At 64.6% G+C, this 16,802-nt stretch carries 13 protein-coding genes and 1 pseudogene; 5 read left to right on the forward strand and 9 right to left on the reverse strand.

Translation table 11 applies throughout. From position 1 onward, the window contains the following. The 6 genes and pseudogenes from F3J19_RS31875 to F3J19_RS31900 all read right to left on the reverse strand — a co-directional run. Positions 1–969 (reverse strand): annotated as a pseudogene (locus F3J19_RS31875) (cellulose synthase); the annotation flags it as partial. A 51-nt stretch (positions 970–1,020) separates the two neighbouring features. Beyond that, positions 1,021–1,182 (reverse strand): hypothetical protein, encoded by a 162-nt coding sequence (locus F3J19_RS31880; protein ID WP_167050409.1) that lies wholly within the window; start codon positions 1,180–1,182, stop codon positions 1,021–1,023. A gap of 608 nt (positions 1,183–1,790) precedes the next feature. After that, complete coding sequence (locus F3J19_RS31885; protein ID WP_167050411.1) at positions 1,791–2,747, reverse strand: DmsC/YnfH family molybdoenzyme membrane anchor subunit; 957 nt, start codon at positions 2,745–2,747, stop codon at positions 1,791–1,793. 31 nt (positions 2,748–2,778) lie between these two features. After that, entirely contained in the window at positions 2,779–3,561 is a 783-nt protein-coding gene (locus tag F3J19_RS31890; protein WP_167050413.1) for a 4Fe-4S dicluster domain-containing protein, read from the reverse strand. 40 nt (positions 3,562–3,601) lie between these two features. Further along, the gene (locus F3J19_RS31895) at positions 3,602–6,532 is read right to left on the reverse strand and encodes a molybdopterin-dependent oxidoreductase (RefSeq protein ID WP_167050415.1); all 2,931 of its coding nucleotides are present in this window, start codon (positions 6,530–6,532) and stop codon (positions 3,602–3,604) included. Positions 6,533–6,735: 203 nt separating this feature from the next. Further along, positions 6,736–7,668, reverse strand: coding sequence for a 2-hydroxyacid dehydrogenase (locus F3J19_RS31900; RefSeq protein ID WP_167050417.1), 933 nt, complete (start codon positions 7,666–7,668; stop codon positions 6,736–6,738). 235 nt (positions 7,669–7,903) lie between these two features. Between F3J19_RS31900 and F3J19_RS31905 the strand changes: the two genes are divergently transcribed. Continuing rightward, positions 7,904–9,379 (forward strand): sensor domain-containing diguanylate cyclase, encoded by a 1,476-nt coding sequence (locus F3J19_RS31905; RefSeq protein ID WP_167050419.1) that lies wholly within the window; start codon positions 7,904–7,906, stop codon positions 9,377–9,379. Between the two features lie 69 nt (positions 9,380–9,448). On the opposite strand, the gene F3J19_RS31910 is transcribed toward F3J19_RS31905, so the two are convergent. Together F3J19_RS31910 and F3J19_RS31915 are read right to left on the reverse strand one after the other, a co-directional pair. Then, positions 9,449–10,849 carry a heavy metal sensor histidine kinase gene (locus F3J19_RS31910; protein WP_167050421.1) on the reverse strand — a complete coding sequence of 467 codons (1,401 nt, stop codon included), beginning with the start codon at positions 10,847–10,849 and terminating at the stop codon, positions 9,449–9,451. Next, the gene (locus F3J19_RS31915) at positions 10,846–11,517 is read right to left on the reverse strand and encodes a heavy metal response regulator transcription factor (protein ID WP_167050423.1); all 672 of its coding nucleotides are present in this window, start codon (positions 11,515–11,517) and stop codon (positions 10,846–10,848) included. The genes F3J19_RS31910 and F3J19_RS31915 overlap by 4 nt, the downstream gene beginning before the upstream one ends. Positions 11,518–11,759: 242 nt before the next feature. On the opposite strand from F3J19_RS31915, the gene F3J19_RS31920 reads away from it, so the two are divergent. The 3 genes from F3J19_RS31920 (at position 11,760) to F3J19_RS31930 (ending at position 13,967) form a co-directional block, all read left to right on the forward strand. Continuing rightward, entirely contained in the window at positions 11,760–12,389 is a 630-nt protein-coding gene (locus tag F3J19_RS31920) for a hypothetical protein (RefSeq protein ID WP_167050425.1), read from the forward strand. Positions 12,390–12,477: 88 nt separating this feature from the next. Continuing rightward, positions 12,478–13,140: a cytochrome b/b6 domain-containing protein gene (locus tag F3J19_RS31925; RefSeq protein WP_167050427.1), complete on the forward strand. Its 663-nt coding sequence runs from the start codon at positions 12,478–12,480 to the stop codon at positions 13,138–13,140. After that, positions 13,137–13,967: a molybdopterin-dependent oxidoreductase gene (locus F3J19_RS31930; protein ID WP_205193437.1), complete on the forward strand. Its 831-nt coding sequence runs from the start codon at positions 13,137–13,139 to the stop codon at positions 13,965–13,967. Before F3J19_RS31925 ends, F3J19_RS31930 begins: the two co-directional genes overlap by 4 nt. Positions 13,968–13,980: 13 nt before the next feature. Here F3J19_RS31930 and F3J19_RS31935 read toward each other — a convergent pair whose 3' ends face one another. Continuing rightward, positions 13,981–14,949 (reverse strand): AraC family transcriptional regulator, encoded by a 969-nt coding sequence (locus F3J19_RS31935; RefSeq protein WP_167050429.1) that lies wholly within the window; start codon positions 14,947–14,949, stop codon positions 13,981–13,983. Positions 14,950–15,297: 348 nt separating this feature from the next. Between F3J19_RS31935 and F3J19_RS31940 the strand changes: the two genes are divergently transcribed. Beyond that, positions 15,298–16,350 carry an NAD(P)-dependent alcohol dehydrogenase gene (locus F3J19_RS31940; protein WP_167050431.1) on the forward strand — a complete coding sequence of 351 codons (1,053 nt, stop codon included), beginning with the start codon at positions 15,298–15,300 and terminating at the stop codon, positions 16,348–16,350. Positions 16,351–16,802 lie beyond the last annotated feature (452 nt).

The following is a 16,802-nucleotide window of genomic DNA, read 5'->3' on the forward strand; positions in this document are numbered from 1 at the left end:
TGAGGCATCGAGTGCCGTGCGCATCGCATCGTCGACGACGATCAGGTCGGCCGGCCATACGCGCTCGGGCGCCAGCACGAACAGCGCGCCCGCTTCGGCGGGATTGCCGAGCCGGTGCGAACCGCCCGACGCCAGCGCGGCGAACGCCGGCAGCGCGCGCAGCGGCGCCGGCACGTCGAGCGTACCGAGATCGATCGTGTCGCCGGCCTTGGGCCATGCGCGGATCACGGGCTCGCGGCCGTCGCGCTGCATCAGCGCGGCGGCGCGCCATGCCGTGTCGTAGCCCGGCGCGGCCACGCGCGGCGCCGAGATCACGATGGACGGCACCGGCGGCAAGGCCGACCAGGCGGTCCGCAAATCCTTGACGTCGTTCGTGTCGTAGCGATACGTGAGACGCGTGGTGGGCGCGACCCGCAGCACGTTGCCGATCGCGGTCTGATCCGCGCAGTCCGCATCGTTGACCACCGACGCCCACGCAAGCCCGGCGCGCACATAGCCGCCCGGCCTCGGTTCGCCGCTCACGCCGACGCTCGCCGCCGCGTCGCCGCGCGGCTCCGTGAGCGCGCGAGCCAGCACGGGCGAGCCGTCGAGCGAGACGCGCATCGTCGTGCGGCCGCCGTCGGCGTGCAGATAGTCGGCATCGACCTGCAATTCGGCGCCGTCGAGCGGCACACCGGCCGGCACCGGAAAGTAGTACTCGCGGCTCGCCCGCGGCGCGTCGAGCACGGCGACGTCACGCACGCCGAGATCGCGCAGCGCAACGGTTCGCGTCGTCACGCTGTTGCCTGCACTGGTCAGCGCTTCGGCAAAACCATCGGCGGATGCGGCGGCGGCTGGAACCGGCGCGAAGCCGCCGGTGGCCGCGAGCGCGCAGCCCAGCAACAAACCGGCGATATGCAGGCAGCGGGAAGCCCCGCTACGGCGAATGCGTGCGAAGCGCTCGGCACGCGAAGCAGAGGTTGAATTCACGATCGTCTGTCAGGAAAGAAGCGGCGGGAGCGGACGTGCTGGATGCGGGCGCTACGCCTCGCCGGCAAATTCGAAGGAAGAGGCGTGCCGGCGCGCGGGCGGATCGGCTGCATCGGTGAGCGTTGCGGGGAAGTCCGCGAAGGGTTTGCCCGTTACGCGGACAACCGCGTCGACGTCCGCCTCGCGCTCGGGCCGCATGACGGGCGGCGCCATTCCGATGGCTTCCGGCCGTGTGGCTAATATCGACAGAATTCTGGACCCCATAGCGTTGTTGTTACCGTCGTTTTTGTTTTGGTGTCACTAAAAATTAATCGAGCCGGATGCTATCTCGACTCCCCCGAAGGGAAAGAATTCTAAGCGGCCTTATCCTAAAAAAGCCAGTGTTTATCGAGCCAAACTGCAAATTATTGATAAATAAATATAAGGAAAATTTAAATTCGCAAAACGCAAACGTTTGGCGATTTTCTGTCCATAGGTGAAACCTGGAAATTCGGGAAAATAGTGGCTTATGTTCCGGCAACTGATAGGGGGAAAAGCGTGCTACCGCGGCCGAGACGTACCGCGGATGATTAATTTAACGAGGTGGCATTTCAGATGACGGGAGTGGCAGTTCATCAGACTCGAACACGGAAAAATCGAACTGCCCCTTGCGAATAAGAGGCATCGACTCAACGCGTGAAATCACGGTCGTAGTATTGCCGAGCCTCTCAAAACACCCCGGTGAATCAAACCAGATTTGACAGTAGCTGGTTTTTCGTTACACGAACGGCACGGAACCCACTATGAATATGAACGGTATCCGGCCATGAAAGACATCGGCCTCACCCCACCCGCGCGTAATAAAGATTCTGCGGATGCTTCGCCTCCGCGAAGAAAAACCAGCGCTCGGCAACGAGCCCCGCATACTGCACGAGCGAGGCCGCGGCCAGCAGCCCGAACGACACGTCAATCGAATGCAGGCTCGCGCCGAGCACGATCAACAGCACCGGCGCAACGAACGCAGCCGCGAGAAAAGCCCATTTAACGCCACGCAACGTCCCCGCCGACTTGCCGTGGAAAAACTCGCGCAGATTGAACGCGCCCGCCGTGAAGCCGCGCGTCACCTGCACGAGCTTCGGGTTGCGAATGCCGGTGGCGCTCTGCACGGTCGACTTCGGCCGCAAGCGCGCATTGCGCACGAGCGAGGCCGAACGGCTCGCGCATCCCGCCAGCGTCAGCAGACACGCGCAGATCGCGAGCCCGGCCGTCAACGCAGGCGCGAGCCATGCGCTGAGCGCCGTCGCGAGCGTGAAGCCCGATGCGCAGCCGAGCAACACGAAGTTGACGAGCGTAAGCGGCGTCGCCCATTCCTGCAGAAAGCGCAGGCAGGCATAGATCATCGCGGTGCAGACGAATAGCGCCACGCTCGCGAGCACGCCGAGCCAGCCGAGCGCAAGCGACCACGGCCAACCAAATGCGTGCGCGACGCCATACAGGCACGCGCAAGCGAGAAACGCGGGCAGGCACAGGCATTCGCGCGACAGCCACGAGGTGCGCCACATCGCAATCGCACGCCATGCGCGTTCGGGATGGCCGAGATGGAAGAACGACGCGATCAGCCCGAGGCCGCCCAGCACCACGGCCAATGCCGCGCCGGCGACGTAAAACGCGGTCGCGGCGGCCGGTTGCGCAACGAGACCCCACCACGCCGCACTCTCCACGCCGACGAGCGCAATCAGCAAGCCCTGCGCCGCGCCGCTCAAAGTCGTCAGGAATACGACGGAAAATGCCGGATTCATCGTGAGGTCTCGCCGTTGTTCATGCTGTTGTTCAGATGCGCTTCGCCATCGACGCGAGATGCAGTTCGCCGCGTCCGAGCTGCGCTTCGAGTTCCGATGCGAGTTCCGCTTCGGGCGAGGCCGGCACGGGCGTCGAACCGTCGGCCGCCGAGCCGGACGATTTGCACGCGCATGCGTCGCCACCGCAACCGGCGGACGTGGTCGGCACGCGCGGCAAATAATGATTCGCGGGACGCGTGCCCCACTCCGGCATCAACTGATAGCCGCCGCGCTCGCTGATCGCTTGCGACACGACGGACTGCGGATCGTGAATGTCGCCGAAGAGCCGCGCCGAAGTCGGGCACGCGAGCACGCAAGCGGGCTGGCGATCGCGCTCGGAGAGCTTGTCATCGTGAATGCGATCGACGCACAGCGTGCACTTGGTCATCTCCTTGCGCCCTTCGTCGAGCTCGCGCGCGCCGTACGGACACGCCCACGCGCAATACTTGCAGCCGATGCAGCGATCGAAATCGACCAGCACGAGACCATCTTCCTTGCGCTTGTAGCTCGCGCCGGTCGGACACACGGGCACGCACGGCGGGTCCTCGCAATGCAGGCAGGACTTCGGAAAATGGATCATCTCCGTGTCGGGGAAACTGCCCGCCTCGAAACTCTGCACGCGGTTGAAGAACGTGCCGGACGGGTCCGCGTCGTAGGGGTTGAAGTCCGCGAGACTGCCCGACTCGCCCGACGTGTTCCACTCCTTGCAGCTCGTCACGCATGCCTGGCAACCCACGCACACGTTCAGGTCGATCACCAGCGCCATCTGGGTCATCGCATGCTCCTTGCCGTTGCTCCGGTCATCGTCGTTAGCATTACTTGCGGCGGGCCGCGCCGCGCAGACGCGCCGCGAATTCGCCACGGCCCGCGAAATAGGTCTGCACGATGCGCGACACGACACCACCGCCGCCCACCGAGCCGGGCAATTCAGGCATCGCGGCGAATTGCGGCAACGTATGCCGCGCGTCGGCTTCGGCGGGATAGATCCGCACACGCACGTCGTACCACGCGGCCTGCCCCGTCACCGGATCGGAGTTCGACAGACGCGCGGCCTGCCCATCGCCGCCGGGCAGTTCGTCGGTAATCAGGTGATTGAGCAGGAAGCCGCGCTGCGATTCGTTCGCGCCGGGGCCGAGATTCCACGCGCCGGCCGCCTTGCCGATCGCGTTCCAGGTCCATACGGTTCCCGGCTCGACGGTTTCGCTGAAGCGCGCCATGCAGCGCACGCGGCCCCATTGCGATTCGACGTAGATCCAGCCGCCATCGGCAATGCCCTGCGCCGACGCCGTTTGCGGATTCACGTAAAGATAGTTCTCCCCATGAATCTGCCGTAGCCACGCGTTCTGCGAATCCCACGAGTGATACATCGCCATCGGCCGCTGCGTGAGCGCCGTCAGCGGAAACCGCGCGAGATCGGTCGCGGCGCTTTCGAGCGGCGCATACCAGAACGGCAGCGGATCGAAATAGGTTTCGAGGCGCGCACGCAGATGCTCGGGCGGTTGTCGGCCGCTCGTGCGCCCTTGCGCCGCGAGCCTGAATTTCTGCATCACGTCCGAGTAAAGCTGGATCAGGATCGGCTCGCCGAATTTGCGGAAGCCGTTTTTGACCGCCCAGTCGAGATACGGTCCGTTGCAGTTGCGCATGTACTGCAAGGTCTCGGGCAAGCGGTAATGGAACACGCAGTTGTTCTTCGCGTACTGCTCCCATTGGCGCGGATTCGGCTCGCCCACGAGCGCCTTGTCGCCGTCCTTGCCGCGCCAGCCGATCAGAAAGCCGACGCCGGAATCGGGCGACGTGGTGTGATTGACGATGAAGTCGGGATAGTCGCGAAAGCGCCGCGCGCCGTCCGCCGTGGTGAAAGCCGGAAACTTCAGGCGCGCCGCGAGTTCGATCAGCACTTCCTGAAACGGCTTGCACTCGCCGGTCGGCGGCACGACCGGCACACGCACCGAATCGACGGGACCGTCGAACTCGGAGATCGGCCGGTCGAGCATCGACATCGCGTCATGGCGTTCGAGATAGGTCGTGTCGGGCAGGATCAGATCGGCGAACGCGGTCATCTCCGACTGGAACGCATCGCACACGACGAGAAACGGAATCTTGTACTCGCCGTTCGCGTGCCTGTCGACCAGCATCTCGCGCACCTTCATCGTATTCATCGACGAATTCCACGCCATATTGGCCATGAAGATCATCAGCGTATCGATCGGGTACGGATCGCCGCGCCAAGCGTTGGTGATGACGCTATGCATGACGCCATGCACCGCGAGCGGATACTCCCACGAGAACGCCTTGTCGATGCGCACGGGGCCGCCGTGTTCGTCGACGAACAGATCCTCGGGCGCGGCGGGCCAGCCGAGCGGGCCGGTCGCGAGCGGCGTATTCGGCTTGACCGCGTCGGGACTGTTCGGCGGTTTCGCCGACGGCGGCACCGCGCGCGGAAACGGCGACTTGTGACGAAAGCCGCCGGGCCGGTCGATCATGCCGAGCAGCGACATCAGCACCGCCAGCGCGCGAATCGACTGGAAGCCGTTCGAATGCGCGGCCAGCCCGCGCATCGCATGAAAGGCAACCGGATTGCCACTGACCGTTTCGTGCGTTTCGCCCCAGGCATCGGTCCAGCGGATCGGCAGCGTGATGCGATGCCGGCGGCTCGTTTCGATCATTTCGCCGGCGAGACGGCGGATCGTTGCCGCCGCGATGCCGGTGATTTCTGCGGCCCACTCCGGCGTGCAAGCGGCGACGCGCTCGCGCAGCAACGCGAACGACGGCGTGACCGGTTTGCCGTCCTCGAGCGTATAGCGGCCGTCGAGCGCGGGCGTGACGCCCGGCGTGTGATGCGGCACCGCGCGCTGCGCGGCCGGGTCCCACCAGAGATGGTTCTGCGGAAACAGCGGATTGCCCACGGGCCGCTGCGGATCGCGCACGAAGAGGCCGAAGTTCTCGCTACCCTCGTCGAGATCGATCAGCTCGGCCGCATTCGTGTAGCGGCGCACGAACTCGTGATCCCACGCGTCGGCGGCGATCAGTTCGTGCAGGAACGCCATGAAGAGCGCGCCGTCGGTGCCGGGCTTGATCGGCACCCACTCGTCGGCAATCGCCGCATAGCCGGTGCGGACCGGATTGATCGCGATGAAGCGGCCGCCCGCGCGCTTGAACTTCGAGAGCGCGATCTTGAGTGGATTCGAATGATGATCCTCGGCCGTGCCGATCATGAAGAACAGCTTCGCGCTGTCGAGATCGGGCCCGCCGAACTCCCAGAACGAGCCGCCTATCGTATAGATCATGCCGGCCGCCATGTTCGCCGAGCAGAAGCCGCCATGCGCCGCATAGTTAGGCGTACCGAACTGCTTGGCGAAGAGACCGGTCAGCGCCTGCATCTGATCGCGGCCTGTGAACAATGCGAACTTCTTCGGATCGGTCGCGCGAATCGCGGCGAGGCGCTTTTCGAGCAGGTCGAACGCGACCTCCCACGAGACCGGCTCGAACTGCGCGCTGCCGCGCTCGGCGCCGGTCTTGCGCAGCAACGGCTGCGTAAGGCGCGCGGGCGAGTACTGCTTCATGATGCCCGAGGCGCCCTTCGCACAGATCACGCCCTGGTTGAGCGGATGCTCGGGATTGCCGTCGATGTAGCGCACCTCGCCATCGCGCAGATGCACGCGAATGCCGCAGCGGCACGCACACATGTAGCAGGTGGTGGTCTTGATGTCGAGCCGTTCGTTCTGCGTGCGGGCGCGATGCTCCATGGGCGATCTCCGGCGCGGTTGCGGATGAGCCGAAGCAGCGGGTCATCCGTGCTGCTCATACTACTCGGGCGGCTCATACGATAGCGACCATCGTATGCGCGTCGCCGTCACAAGGGAAATCGCGATTCGCGACGGAAACTATCCGGCTCGCCGATAGTTTCCGTTTGGCTTTCAGCGTTGCCGCCCCGCCGCGCCGTTCGGATTCAGATCGGCGTCAGCACTGGCTCGCCCGCGAAATGCCGCCGCGCGTTGGCGAGAAAGTTGTCGACCGACGCGGTGATCGCTTCCGGCGAGCGGCCGCCGACATGCGGCGTCAGCACCACGTTGCGCAGCCCGAGCAGCGCCTGCGGCGGTTCGGGCTCGCCCTCGTAGACGTCGAGCGCCGCGCCCGCCAGGGTTCCCGCTGCCAGCGCCCGGGCCAGGGCCGCCGTATCGACGACACTGCCGCGCGACACGTTGACCACGAAGCCGCGCGAACCGAGCGCCGCCAGCACGGTCTCGCCGATCAGATGCCGCGTGCCCGCGCCGCCCGGCGTCGCCACGACGAGAAAGTCGCTCCATTGCGCGAGTGCCGCGACGTTGTCGAAATAGCGCAGCGGCGAATCTTCGCGCGGCTTGCGGTTGTGGTAGCCGACCTCCATGTCGAACCCGGCGGCGCGGCGCGCGATCTTCGCGCCGATATGGCCGAGCCCGACGATCCCCAAACGTTTGTTCGACACATTCGGATGCAAGGGCAGATGATCGCGCCATACCCCTTCGCGCGTCGCCCGGTCGAGCTGCGGAATGTCGCGCACGACGGCCAGCAGCAACGCGAACGCGTGATCGGCGACGCAGTGATCGTTGGTGCCCGCGCCGTTGACGAGCACGATGCCGCGCGAGCGCGCGTGATCGACGGCGAGGTTTTCGTAGCCGGCGCCAAGCGCGCTCAGCAGTTCGAGTCGCGGCATGCGGTCGATTTCCGCGGCAGCAAGACCCGTCGTGCCGTTCGTCAGCACCGCGCGGATCGCCGCGCCATGCATGGCGAGCGCGGCTTCGCGCTGCGCCGGTTCGGGGGCGTAGACGACGTCGAACGCGGCCTCGACACTCGCGCGGCTCGCGTCGCTCAGAGGGATCAGAACCAGCAGGGATGGCTTCATGACGATAGTGTCCCGACGGGGTGAATGGACGGAGTTCGGACGGGGTTTGGACAGGGCTCAAGCCGAACCCATGATGCCCGAGTGTAGCAAGGTCGCGCGTGCGTGGCCGTCCCTTCGCCGCTTTGGCCGCTTTCGCCCCCCGGCGCCTGCGAAAAAAACGACGTCTCGCCAGTCTTTCGTTTCGGCGCGCGCGAAGCCGTCATAAAATAGCCGCACTTTCGATCCCGAGAACCTCATGCTGGATACCCTCACGAGCGGCTCTGCGCCTGTCAACGACGATTCCGGGATGTTCGAGCTCGCCCCCGTCTCGCTCTGGCTCGAAGACTTCAGCGGCGTGCAGACGCTGTTCGATGCATGGCGCGCCGCGGGCGTGACCGATCTGCGCGCCCATTTCGCGGAAGACCCGCACCGGGTTGCCGAATGCGCGCACCGCATCCGCGTCATCAAGGTCAATCGGCAGACACTCGCGCAGTTCGAGGCCGCCGACTTCGACACGCTCACGCATAACCTCGCGTCGGTGTTCCGCGACGACATGCTGAAGACGCACCTCGAAGAGCTGTGCCAGTTATGGGCCGGGCAATTGCACTTCACGAGCCACACGGTCAACTACACGCTCGGCGGACGGCGGCTCGACGTGCTGCTCAAGGGCGCCGTGCTGCCCGGTCACGAGGAACGCTGGGACCGCGTGCTCGTGTCGACCGAAGACATCACCGAACTCGAAGGCGCGCGGCGCCGCGTCTCGCTGGCCGAGCAGTACGCGCGCGGTCTCTTCGAGCATTCGCCGGTGTCGCTATGGGTCGAGGATTTCAGCGCGGTCAAGCGCCTGATCGACGGCGCGCGCGCGGCGGGCATCAGCGATTTCCGCGTGTTTACCGACGTGCATCCCGAGTTCGTCGAACGCTGCATGGCGGAGATTCACGTGCTCGACGTGAACCAGCACACGCTCGGCATGTTCGCCGCGAAGGACAAGAAGACGCTGCTCGCGCGTCTCGCCGACGTGTTCCGCGACGACATGCGCCCGCATTTCCGCGAGCAGCTGATCGACCTGTGGGACAACAAGCTGTTCCAGCAGCGCGAAGTGCTCAACTACTCGCTCGACGGCAACGAGGTGCACGTGCATCTGCAATTCTCGGTGCTGCCCGGCCACGAGGATAGCTGGGACCTCGTGCTCGTCGCGCTCACGGACATCACCGCGCGCAAGAAGGCCGAGGCCTACCTCGAATTCCTCGGCAAGCACGACGTGCTGACGAAGCTGCGCAACCGCTCGTTCTACGTCGACGAACTGAACCGGCTCGAACGCAAGGGGCCGTGGCCCGTGACGATCATCATGGCCGACCTGAACGGCCTGAAGCGCGTGAACGATCAGCTCGGCCATGCGGCCGGCGACGCGCTGCTGCGGCGCGCCGGCGAAGTGCTCGCGAAGGCGATGGAGCTGCCGTTCCACGCGGCGCGTATCGGCGGCGACGAATTCGCGATCCTGATGCCCGATACCGACGAGCGCGGCGGCGCCGCGATGATCGATTCGATCCATCAGCTCGTCGAGATGAACAACCAGTTCTATCCGGGCGCACCGCTGAGCTTCTCGATGGGCGCGGCGACCTGCCAGCGCGGCGACCGGCTCGAAGCGGGCGTACAGCGCGCCGATCTGCTGATGTACGAGAAAAAGCGCGCGCACTATGAGAACCAGCCGGCAACGGATGCTGGCGAGTAAGGGACGCTACCGGACGCTGCCGGCCGGTCGATCCGATCGCGTGCCGGCACGGCTTCGCAACTCGCCCGCTCAGGCGCCCGGAAACCTCAGCTCGAAGCGCACCACGCCCGGCATCGGGCACACCGCGCGCGCGGTGCCGCCATGCAGATGCATGATCGCCTTGACGATCGCGAGCCCGAGTCCGTTCGATTCGGTGAAGGCGCTGCGCGCCGCGTCGCCGCGATAGAAGCGGTCGAACAGACGGTCCAGTTGCGCGTCCGGAATCGGCGCGCCCTCGTTTTCGACCGTCACGGTCGCGCCCTGCTCGTCCTGCGCGCCGCTCAGGCGCACGACCGTATCGCCCGCGCCGTAACGCACCGCGTTGACGACCAGATTGTTGATCGCACGGCGGCATAGCATCGGGTTCGCCGACACCACGCCGGCCGCATCGACTTCGAAGCGCATGCCGCGTTCGTCGGCAAGACCTTCGAAATAATCTGCGATCCTGAGTAGTTCGCCTTGCAGGTCGACCGGCTGCCGCTCGATCGGCAAGCCCGCATGATCCGCGTGCGCGAGAAAGAGAATGTTCTCGGCGATATGACTGAGGCGATTCAGCTCTTCCAGATTCGATTCGAGCAGTTGCTGATATTCGTCGGCCTCGCGTGGTTGCGCGAGCGCGACCTGGGTCTGACCGATCAGCACGCCGACCGGCGTGCGGATCTCGTGCGCGAGGTCGGCGGAAAACTGCTGCAAGCGTTGATAGCCGTCCGCGAGACGATCGAGCATGGCGTTGAACGCGCGCGTGAGCTGACGCAGTTCGAGCGGCGCGGCCTCGCTGTCGAGACGCACCGCGAGATTCGCCGGGCTGATCTGCGCGGCGCGCGTCGCGATCTCGCGCACCGGCCGCAGCGCGCGGCGCAACACGCAGTAGGCAAGCAACGTCGCGGCCAGCATGCCGATCAGCGTCGCGAGCACGATGCGGTTGCGGTACGCGGCCAGCATGCGCATTTCGTGGGTCATCGGGTGCCCCGCGATCACTTCGACTTCGGTGCCGTCCTCGCGCGCTTTCGCCGTGGCGACCGCCCAATGCACGGGCACACCGTCGGGCAGCAGCGTCTGGCGGATATCGGCGACGCCGGGCAGATTGCCCGCCGGACGCGCCGGCAAATCAGGCACGGCGAGATTGCCCGGATTCACGTCGACGAACGGCGCTTCGCCCGGGCGGCGAAACAGCAGCACGTCCTCCTCCGCGCCGAGCATCGTCTCGAACAGCAGCGGCCGCTTCTTCAATTCGCTAACCGAATAAAGATCGTGCACGATGCGGCTGAAATGCTCGACGCGGCCGGTCAGCACGACGTCGGCGCGGCGCTGCAGCGATACTTCGGCTGACTGATAGAAATACGCGCCGAGCGAGCCGATCACGACGCACGCGATCAGCGCGAACAGTATCGTCGTGCGTGCGATCAGCGAGCGTTCGGTCCACAGTTTCATGCGCCGTCGCCGAACGTGTAGCCGATGCTGCGCACCGTGTGAATCAGCTTCTTCTCGAACGGATGATCGATCTTCGCGCGCAACCGCTTGATCGCCACGTCGACCACGTTGGTGTCGCTGTCGAAGTTCATGTCCCACACTTCCGAGGCGATCTGCGAGCGCGACAGTGCCTCGCCCTCGCGCCGCACGAGCAGATGCAGCAGCATGAATTCCTTGTTCGTGAGCGGAATCTCGACGCCCTCGCGCGTGACCCGGCGGCGCAGCACGTCGAGCTTCAGGTCGGCCACCTCGAACACGTCGCTCTCGCGAATCACGCCGCGGCGCAGCAGCGTGCGAATGCGCAGCACCAGTTCGGTAAACGAAAACGGCTTGACGAGATAGTCGTCGGCGCCGAGTTCGAGGCCGCGAATCCGGTCGCTAACCTGATCGCGCGCGGTCAGGAAAATCACCGGCAGATCGCGCCGCGCGCGCAACGCGCGCATGATTTCCCATCCGTCGATGCCGGGCAGCATCACGTCGAGCACCACGAGTTCGTATGCGTGTTCCAGCGCCATGTGCAGGCCGTCCGTGCCGGTACGCGCGAGGTCGACCGCATAGCCGCTCTCGCGCAAGCCCTTCTTCAGATAATCGCCGGTCTTCGGATCGTCTTCGATGACGAGAATGCTCATGATGCGCGCGGCTCCTGCCCACGGTTCGACATAATGGCCCGCGGCATATCCGATCGGCACGCTCCACACGCTTCGATATGCCCGAATATGCCCGATACGCCGCAATGGCCCTGGCGGCCATTCTACGTGGCTGTCACCCTGCGTTCATGACGTTTTTGTCATCCGCCTGTCACCGCGACGAGCCAGGGCGCGAGCTAGGCTGTGCGCACCATTCCCTGTTTCACCCTTCCTGGAGCAGCCTCATGAAGATCGTTTCCGCGCGAATGCTGCGCGCCCTCACCGCCCCCGCGCTCGCCGCCGCCCTGTTCGCCACGATGCCCGCGGCCCAGGCCCAGAACGCCGCGCCGACCGGCCTGCGCGGCACGATAACGTCGCTGTCGGGCGACGTGCTCAAAGTGCACACGCGCGACGGCAAGGACGTCGACGTGAAGCTGCCCGCCGACACGCCGATTCGCGGCGTCCTGCTCGCCAACGTCAACGACATCAAGCCGGACAGCTATGTCGGCACCGCCGCGATTCCGCAAGCCGACGGCACGCTGAAGGCACTCGAAGTGCACGTGTTCCCGGCCAGCATGCGCGGCTCGGGCGAAGGCCATCGCCCGTGGGATCTCGGCGCGAACAGCACGATGACGAACGGCACGGTCGGCTCGCTCGTGGTCAGCAACGGCCGCACGATCACGGTCAAGTACAAGGACGGCGAAAAGAAAATCGTGATTCCGCAGGACGTGCCCATCGTCAGCCTCGAACCGGGCACCCGCGCGCTGCTCACGTCGGGCACGAAGGTCGTGCTGTTCGCGCATAAGGAAGCGGACGGCTCGATGACCGCGAACTTCATCTCGGCCGGCGAGCATGGCGTGACGCCGCCGATGTAAGGCACCGCCCTTCCCTGTATTTCATTCGAATGGCCGCGCCCGCACCGGGCGCGGCTTGCCGCTTCTCTTCGCTGAGCGCTTTCCGCCGATGTCCGAACCGCAGGCAAAACCGCAAGCCATCCTGATCGTTCACCCGCTCGTCGTACGCGTGACGCACTGGATCAACGCGTTCGCGATGGTCTGCATGCTGATGAGCGGCTGGGCGATCTACAACGCCTCGCCGATCTTTCCGTTCACGTTCCCGGTGTGGGCAACGGTCGGCGGCTGGCTCGGCGGCTCGATCGCCTGGCATTTCGCGGCGATGTGGCTGCTGTGCGCGAACGGCCTGCTGTATCTCGCGTACGGCCTCGCAAGCGGGCATTTGCGGCGCAAGCTGCTGCCGGTTCATCCGCGCGAGGTGGCGCGCGATGCGGCGCTCGCCTTGCGCTTCAGACTGCCGCACGATACCGGCCGATACAACGCGGTGCAGCGCGCGCTCTATCTGCTCGTGCTCATGCTGGGCGTGTTGCTCGTCGCTTCGGGACTGTCGATCTGGAAGCCCGTGCAATTCTCGTGGCTAACCGCGCTGTTCGGCGGCTTCGACTTCGCCCGGCGCGTGCACTTCGTCGCGATGGCCGGCGTGGCCGGCTTTGTTGTCGTGCATCTGGCGCTCGTGCTGCTGGTGCCGCGCACGTTGCCGCCAATGTTCACGGGCCGCGCGCGCCGCGTCTCGCATGCCCCGCGCGAAGCGCAGGAAAGGACTCGCGCATGAACACGCTCAAACGAAACGACGGAACCGATAGCGCCGGGAGTGCCGAAAGTGCCGAAAGTGCCGCTGCCGCGCAGGATACGCGCCGCTCGCGCATCCTTCTCGCCGACCACCAGCCGCAGATCGAGCAGTTGCAGCGGCGTCTGTTCCTGCGCTCGTCGCTGTCGATCGGCGCGCTCGCGATGCTGTCGGGCTGCAACATGCAGGACGGCGATTCCGTCGACAAGGTGCTGTGGGCCATGTCGCGCTGGAACGATCGCGTGCAGGCGTGGCTGTTCAACCGCAACAAACTCGCGCCGACCTATTCGGAACGCGAGATCACCGACCCGTTTCCGTTCAACGCGTTCTATCCCGAGTTCGACGCGCCCGATATCGACGGCTCGACCTACCGGCTCGAAGTGTCGGGGCTCATCGCCGACAAGCGCAGCTGGACGCTCGAACAGCTGCGCGCGCTGCCGCAGGTTTCGCAGATCACACGTCACGTCTGCATCGAAGGATGGAGCGCGATCGGACAATGGCGCGGGGTACCGTTCCGCACGTTCCTCGAACGGATCGGCGCCGATCTGAGCGCGCGCTACGTGGGCTTCAAATGCGCGGACCGCTATTACTCGAGCCTCGACATGGCGACCGCGCTGCATCCGCAAACGCAATTGACGCTCGATTTCCGCAACGAGCCGCTGCCGGCCAAATACGGTTATCCGCTAAAGCTGCGTGTGCCGACCAAGCTCGGCTTCAAGAACCCGAAGCATATCGCGGCCATTTTCGTGACCAACACGAACCCTGGCGGCTACTGGGAAGACCAGGGCTACAACTGGTTCAGCGGCCTGTAGCCGCCTGTCGCCATCAGACCGCGGTGACATAGCGCGGCGCCGGCTTGGGCGGCTGCCGCGGCGGCGAGTCGTACACGGCACGCATGCGTTTGACTTCGTCGCCGGGGCTGAGGCCGAACAGGCGCTTGAACTCGCGGCTGAATTGCGACGCGCTTTCATAGCCAACCCGCACCGCGGCCGCGCCTACATTCAAACCGTCCTGCACCATCAGAAGACGCGCGTGATGCAGGCGCGTGGTCTTCACGTACTGCATCGGCGAGGTAGCCGTCACCGCCTTGAATTGCGCATGAAACACCGCGAGGCTCATGCCCGCTTCGGCCGCGAGCGTATCGACGTCGAGCGAACCGTGATAGTCCGCATGAATGCGCCGCAACGCCTTCGCAATGCGGCCGAAGTGATTCTGATGCGTGAGCGCCGCGCGAATCGCATCGCCCTGCTCGCCGGTCAACACGCGATAACAGATTTCGCGCACGATGGCGGGTGCGAGAATGCGCGCGTCGAGCGGCGCGGCCAACGCTTCCATCAAGCGCTGCACCGCGTTGCTGAGTGCCGGATCGAGCGGTGTGGAATAGATGCCGACCGGCTCGTTCTGCGCGACGCCCTGCGTTTCGTTGAGGGCCATCAGCAACTCGGCGACCATCGTCAGATCGACGCGTACCGAGATGCCGAGAAACGGCTCCTCTACACTCGCCTCGGTCTCGCATTCGAACGGCAGCGGCACCGACAGCACGAGATACTGCTGCGCGTCGTACTGGAACACCTGATCGCCGAGATAACCGCGCTTGCGTCCCTGGCAGACAATCACGATGCTCGGCTCGTACATCACCGGCATGCGCGGCATCGGCTGATTCGCGCGCAGCAGGTTGACGCCTTCGAGACTCGTGCGCGTGAAGCCGACATTGGGTGCGAGAACCTCGAACAGTTCGAGCACGCGCTGCTGCGCGAGGTCTTGCGTGGCTGGGCGGACAACTTGGGTGGACATGACGGTATGGTGACAGGCAAGAGAATAATGCTTGAAATCTAGCATCAAACAGCCTGCCGTGCCGCTACCCAGGAGTTTTAGGCAAACCTTCAAGACGATCAGGTATTCCGCGAGCGGTGTCTGGCTCCTATGATGGGAACCCTGCCGGATCGTCCTTTTCGTTGCGCAAAGCGCGCCCGTCCATTCGTTGCCCTACCTCGCATCGAGTGGAGAATCGGGTCCGCTTCGCGCTTGCCGTCGTTCGCATCACGATCCTGTTTCATGCTGGGGTTCGCCACATCCGCAACGCAGGTTGCGTATCGCTGGCGCGCCGCCTTTTGCGCCATCATCTTTTTGCTGGAGCTACCCATGAGCACGACTTATGCCTATGCAGCAACCGACGCCAGCGCGCCGCTGGTCCCGTTCGACCTCGAACGCCGCGCGCCTCGCGCCCATGACGTGCAGATGGACGTGCTGTTCTGCGGCGTGTGCCATTCCGACCTGCACCAGGCACGCAATGAATGGAAGAACACGATCTACCCGCTGGTGCCGGGCCACGAGATCGTGGGCCGCGTGAGCGCGGTGGGCCCGAACGTGACGAAGCACAAGGTCGGCGATCTCGTCGCGGTGGGCTGCATGGTCGATTCGTGCCGCACCTGCGCGAATTGCGCGGAAGGTCTCGAACAGTATTGCGAGAGCGGTTTTGTCGGCACGTACAACGCCATGGATCGCGTCGACGGCCGGGTGACATACGGCGGCTACTCGACGCAACTCGTCGTCGACGAAGCCTTCACGCTACACGTGCCGGCCAGCCTCGACCCGGCCGGCGTCGCGCCGCTGCTGTGCGCGGGCATCACGACGTATTCGCCGCTACGCACGTGGGGTGCGGGTCCAGGCAAGAAGGTCGGCATTGTCGGCCTCGGCGGTCTCGGCCATATGGGCGTGAAGCTTGCGCATGCGATGGGTGCGCATGTCGTGCTGTTCACGACGTCGCCGTCGAAGATCGAGGATGCGAAACGGCTGGGTGCCGATGAGGTGGTGATTTCGAAGAACCCGGAAGAGATGGAAGCGCATGCGAACAGCTTCGATCTCATCATCAATACGGTGGCGGCGCAGCACGACCTGAATCCGTTTTTGAGTCTGTTGAAGCGGGATGGCACGCTGACGCTCGTTGGCGTACCGGAGCACGATCATCCGTCGCCACAGGTGTTCAATCTGATTCTCAAGCGGCGGCGCCTGGCCGGGTCGTTGATTGGGGGAGTTGCGGAGACGCAGGAGATGCTGGACTTTTGTGGGCGGTATGGCATTACTTCCGATATTGAAGTTATTCCGATGCAGAAGATCAATGAGGCGTATGAGCGGATGCTGAAGAGTGATGTTAAGTATCGGTTTGTGGTGGATATGGATTCTTTGAGGAAGTAGTGGGTGGTTTTGCCCGCGCAGCGGATGGTTTTTTTGCCTGCGGCGCGGGGGTATGTTTTGTTGTTTTTATTTTTTTTGCCTGCGGTAGTTTTGTCGTTGTTCTGACTTTGTGGGCCTTTCCTTGTGTTCGTGTCGGTCTGTTGGTGTTGCCCCTGTGCGGGGCGGCACCTACTTTCTTTGCGGCTGCAAAGAAAGTAGGCAAAGAAAGCAGCTTCACACCGCCAGCTCTTAAGCGGGTCCCCTGGCCTGGAGGGGATCGTGGTGCATCTGGAGTCTGTCTCCTCGCGCACTCCGCGTAAGTGACAAGGCAGTCATTCTTCCGGCGGCGGGGCCTGTCAGTAATTTCGTGTTCAAGGCATATGATGCTCCCCAGGAGAATATATGCCTCGCAAACCAAAGACCCCACCGGCCGATCTGCCGGCAATTCCCGCCGAGCTGCTTGAACAGTTTGG

This window comes from Burkholderia sp. Ax-1724 (assembly GCF_011752995.1).
Classification (GTDB): domain Bacteria; phylum Pseudomonadota; class Gammaproteobacteria; order Burkholderiales; family Burkholderiaceae; genus Paraburkholderia.

What these genes read in the sequence shown, in the direction of transcription:
- F3J19_RS31880 (WP_167050409.1), bottom strand. Translation starts at nt 1,182, where the DNA reads ATGGCGCCGCCCGTCATGCGGCCCGAGCGCGAGGCGGACGTCGACGCG.
- F3J19_RS31885 (WP_167050411.1), bottom strand. Translation starts at nt 2,747, where the DNA reads ATGAATCCGGCATTTTCCGTCGTATTCCTGACGACTTTGAGCGGCGCG.
- F3J19_RS31890 (WP_167050413.1), bottom strand. Translation starts at nt 3,561, where the DNA reads ATGACCCAGATGGCGCTGGTGATCGACCTGAACGTGTGCGTGGGTTGC.
- F3J19_RS31895 (WP_167050415.1), bottom strand. Translation starts at nt 6,532, where the DNA reads ATGGAGCATCGCGCCCGCACGCAGAACGAACGGCTCGACATCAAGACC.
- F3J19_RS31900 (WP_167050417.1), bottom strand. Translation starts at nt 7,668, where the DNA reads ATGAAGCCATCCCTGCTGGTTCTGATCCCTCTGAGCGACGCGAGCCGC.
- F3J19_RS31905 (WP_167050419.1), top strand. Translation starts at nt 7,904, where the DNA reads ATGCTGGATACCCTCACGAGCGGCTCTGCGCCTGTCAACGACGATTCC.
- F3J19_RS31910 (WP_167050421.1), bottom strand. Translation starts at nt 10,849, where the DNA reads ATGAAACTGTGGACCGAACGCTCGCTGATCGCACGCACGACGATACTG.
- F3J19_RS31915 (WP_167050423.1), bottom strand. Translation starts at nt 11,517, where the DNA reads ATGAGCATTCTCGTCATCGAAGACGATCCGAAGACCGGCGATTATCTG.
- F3J19_RS31920 (WP_167050425.1), top strand. Translation starts at nt 11,760, where the DNA reads ATGAAGATCGTTTCCGCGCGAATGCTGCGCGCCCTCACCGCCCCCGCG.
- F3J19_RS31925 (WP_167050427.1), top strand. Translation starts at nt 12,478, where the DNA reads ATGTCCGAACCGCAGGCAAAACCGCAAGCCATCCTGATCGTTCACCCG.
- F3J19_RS31930 (WP_205193437.1), top strand. Translation starts at nt 13,137, where the DNA reads ATGAACACGCTCAAACGAAACGACGGAACCGATAGCGCCGGGAGTGCC.
- F3J19_RS31935 (WP_167050429.1), bottom strand. Translation starts at nt 14,949, where the DNA reads ATGTCCACCCAAGTTGTCCGCCCAGCCACGCAAGACCTCGCGCAGCAG.
- F3J19_RS31940 (WP_167050431.1), top strand. Translation starts at nt 15,298, where the DNA reads ATGAGCACGACTTATGCCTATGCAGCAACCGACGCCAGCGCGCCGCTG.